The organism is Psychrobacter pacificensis, assembly GCF_900101915.1.
Taxonomy (GTDB): domain Bacteria; phylum Pseudomonadota; class Gammaproteobacteria; order Pseudomonadales; family Moraxellaceae; genus Psychrobacter; species Psychrobacter pacificensis.
Window position 1 is genome coordinate 1 of sequence record NZ_FNAL01000048.1, and the last position, 3671, is coordinate 3671.

Consider the following 3671-nt stretch of genomic DNA (forward strand, 5'->3'; position numbering starts at 1 on the left):
CTGCTTATTAAACGTATATCTCACTCGCGCGTCCATGCTGAAATCATCAAAAGTATTTTTATTAACGATCTGATCAGGGTATCTGTTTTTATCGGCATTATCAGAGACTAAAGTCACTGTGCCATCTAAGTTTTTAAACGCGCGCTTACAGATAGATTCCCCATCTGCATTAAATACATAGATTTTATTACTAATAAAGTTCTCATATTCGCGCTCATTGGTGTTAACAAGCATCAGCGTTCCGTGAGGGATCGTGTATCCCATACTATCGCCGCAAGCGTGCATCAGTAGAAGCCCTTTGCCGTCGATAGGTAAATCGTTCTCTCGCAAAAACTCTACTGTAAAGGCGATTACTCCTTTCTGTTCTGGATATTCTAAGTTTATGACGCCTCCGCCACAACTGGCTTGGAGATCCTTATAAGGTATTTCGACCAAAGAGAAGTCTGTCTTACCGCCGACAATGACATAATCACTCTTTCCAGATTGGACGCTAACATCCGCGCTACTTACTTCGGTATGCGAATCCCCAGATCCTGATATCAACCACGATAAATTCACGCCAAGAGCAGTTGCTAAAGCTTCGGTATAGCTACTGCTTTTACCATTGCGCCTTTCTAAGTTGCCAATAACTGATGGATCTGCGCCAATCAACTTACCTAGCTGCGCCTGAGTAAGTCCTTTTTTGTTACGCATAAACTTTACGCGCTTAGCTAATGTGTCCAAAGACTCTTTCATTACGTGGGCTCCAGTGTGTTTAACGCGATAATAATTACAAATGAAATGATTTTCTACTTACAAAAGTAATTGACTTAATCGACTACAAATGTAATTATAGTGAGACTTAATAAATACAAAGGTAATCCTATGTCAAACGCTCCAGTCGAATCTCCTGAGTTATTAGCTTTGCAAAAAGCGATTAATGTTGCCGGTAGTCAAGCTCAACTAGCTAGCAAAATCCCTTCGTTAAACCCTTCTACTATTAGCGTAATGCTAACTCGTGACAAAAAAGCATCGGTTAAGTGGGTAGCAAAAATATCTGAAGTAACGGGCATTCCATGTCATGAACTGCGTCCAGATATCTTTCCTGAGCCTGCGAACGATCCAAATAATCAACAACAACTAGCTTAACGCTACAGCCGAAATAAAAGAACGACAATAACGGGGGCAATATGTCGAAATCAATCTACAACGCTACACAGCGCGCTGAACGCTGCGTCCTGTCACTTGAGCAGTCGGTTTATCACGCTTGCAAAAAAGAGCGCGGTACACTGGGCAAGATAGCTGATATCTATGGCGTCAACTACAATACGCTTGCATTGCAGGTCAATCCCAATCGCAACTGTCATACGCTAGCGCCTGAGACTATCGAGCTTGTGCTTGAGCATACTCAGTCACCGCGCATTATGGACGCTATTTGTGCGGCTCACGGCAATGCCGGATGGTTTTTGCTACCTGATACCGACAGCCAGTGTGATGAGATAGTCGATATTGCTCTACTCGGTCAAAAGTTTGCCGATCTCAATAGCACCTCATTGGACGCCTATGCGGACAAAGTCATTGAGCCTGACGAATATGCGAGCATGCAAAAAGACGGCTATGCATTGATCAGTCATATCCAAACAATCTTAAAAAATGCTGAACGCAATATGGAGAGAAATAATGACAGATAAACGCACCCCATTAGATTTTGACGCCATTCGCGCAGCCGCTGTCGGTAACTATGTCTCAACTATATTCCCTGCTGCGGGCATTAGCTTCACTAAAGCTGCCCATCAACATCAGGCTTGTCCAATGTGCGGCGGCTCTGATAGATTCCGTTGTGATGACAAACGTGGTGAAGGTACTTGGATATGCTCGCAGTGTGGCGCTGGTAACGGCTTTATGCTCGTGCAGCAATACACTGGGCTTGATGTCTATGAGACCAATAAGCTGATTGCAGGTGCTATCGGACTAGATGCGACTAGCGAAGTCACTGATGAGCAGCGCGCTCAGTGGCAGTCACAGCAAGTCGAGCGTGAAGCAGCAGAAAAAGCTGAAAAGCGGCAGGCTCGTATCGATGCTGCCAGCCGCGCTCAGAGCATCTGGGACAATGCGAAGCCTGCTGCTGATGATCACCCTTATCTACTACGCAAAAACGTATCCGCTATTGGATTACGCCAAGATAGCAATGACAACCTCATCATACCGATGCACTACTACAACTCTGACAAACAACAAACCACACTGGTGAATGTACAGACCATTGCGCCTGATAGCGAAAAGCTGTTTTTAAAGGGCGGCTTGGTAAGCGGCGCTTACTTCACGATTGGTAGCGCGTCTATGTTCAGTGGTGGCGTGATACTGATCTGTGAGGGTTATGCGACAGGTGCGACCGTATTTGATGCAATGAGCTATAGCTTGCCTGTTATCGTGGCATTCAATGCGCATAATTTGATACCAGTCGCCAAGGCGATACGTGCTCAATATCCCGATCATCGCATTATCATCATTGCTGACGATGATACAGCCACCGCAATAAAGCTACGAGATAAAGCCATTGCCGATGGCAAGGAGCCAAAATCTTTAGTTGAGTACAACGCTGGTATACGTGAGGCACGTAACGCCGCTATTGCTATTGGCGGTGAGCTCATCACACCAGTTTTTGAAACACTAGATACAGATAGGGATGCTGCATAATGCAAGACAAACAACACTCAGATTTTAACGACCTCGCCGCCGCAGCTGGGCTCAATGAAGTAGCGCGCCAAATCAAGTATGCGCTAGCTAACAAGTCAATCGTAACTCAAGCTGCGAATGATGATCATAGTGTTGTTGATGCTCCTACTGTCTCACACAACGGCAACGTACCCGCTGATATTGAACAAGAAATGCGCTTAGCAAATATGCTCAAGCGTTACGCTCAAATCACCGACATTGGCAAAGTGACGAATAAAGTCTATGACACTGAGCAAAAGATTGAATATACAAAAACTCAGTTCGCCAATGAAATCGGTAATAAGAAATTAGCTGACCTATGGTGGAAAGCACCGCACCGAAAAATAACAAAGTCCGAAGTCGCCAAAGACCTTGATGTCATGCTTGCAGTCGAAGCTCAATCAATGTTTCAGCGCTACTTTCTTATCTATGGAACTAAAGAGGTTTGGGATGATGTTGAGCGTATTCGCTTGCCTGTCGATACTATCAAGCTTGCACGGCCTAACGAATATGATATCTGGCTAAAATCAGAATCTCGTATTACGGTAAAATCAGATAACATCTGGTTTGACCCTACTCGTACCAAAACACCCAAGCATGACAAAGATATTGCTATCAATACGTTTGATGGCCTACCGTTAAAGCCTATTGAGACAAATATCAAAGACGCTGCCAAGATGTGCAAGCCGATCACTGACCTGCTACTGCATCTGTGTGAAGGCAAACAAGAAGTCTACGAATGGGTACTTAGATGGTTAGCCATACCATTACAGCAGCCTGGTACCAAGCTTGATACCGCTCTTATCTTTCATGGGGAAGTACAAGGCGCTGGTAAGTCGCTGTTCTTTGACCGCATTATGAGCCGTATCTATGGTGACTATGCTGTCACATTGGGACAAGGTCAGCTTGAGTCACAGTACAATGATTGGGTATCCAACAAGCTCTATGCACTTTTTGAAGAGATATTTAGTGGCAGC

At 44.8% G+C, this 3671-nt stretch carries 5 protein-coding genes; 4 read left to right on the forward strand and 1 reads right to left on the reverse strand.

What is annotated here, in order from left to right:
• Positions 1-735 (reverse strand): XRE family transcriptional regulator (locus tag BLR43_RS13275; protein ID WP_143007463.1); only part of this gene is annotated, 735 nt, incomplete at its 3' end.
• A 129-nt stretch (positions 736-864) separates the two neighbouring features.
• On the opposite strand from BLR43_RS13275, the gene BLR43_RS13280 reads away from it, so the two are divergent.
• The 4 genes from BLR43_RS13280 to BLR43_RS13295 form a co-directional block, all read left to right on the forward strand.
• Positions 865-1128 (forward strand): transcriptional regulator, encoded by a 264-nt coding sequence (locus tag BLR43_RS13280; RefSeq protein ID WP_093071459.1) that lies wholly within the window; start codon positions 865-867, stop codon positions 1126-1128.
• A 41-nt stretch (positions 1129-1169) separates the two neighbouring features.
• Positions 1170-1670 (forward strand): phage regulatory CII family protein, encoded by a 501-nt coding sequence (locus tag BLR43_RS13285; RefSeq protein WP_093071460.1) that lies wholly within the window; start codon positions 1170-1172, stop codon positions 1668-1670.
• Positions 1660-2676 carry a primase-helicase zinc-binding domain-containing protein gene (locus BLR43_RS13290; RefSeq protein WP_167669424.1) on the forward strand — a complete coding sequence of 339 codons (1017 nt, stop codon included), beginning with the start codon at positions 1660-1662 and terminating at the stop codon, positions 2674-2676. The genes BLR43_RS13285 and BLR43_RS13290 overlap by 11 nt, the downstream gene beginning before the upstream one ends.
• Positions 2676-3671 (forward strand): primase-helicase family protein (locus BLR43_RS13295; RefSeq protein WP_244265504.1); only part of this gene is annotated, 996 nt, incomplete at its 3' end. The genes BLR43_RS13290 and BLR43_RS13295, both read left to right, overlap by 1 nt.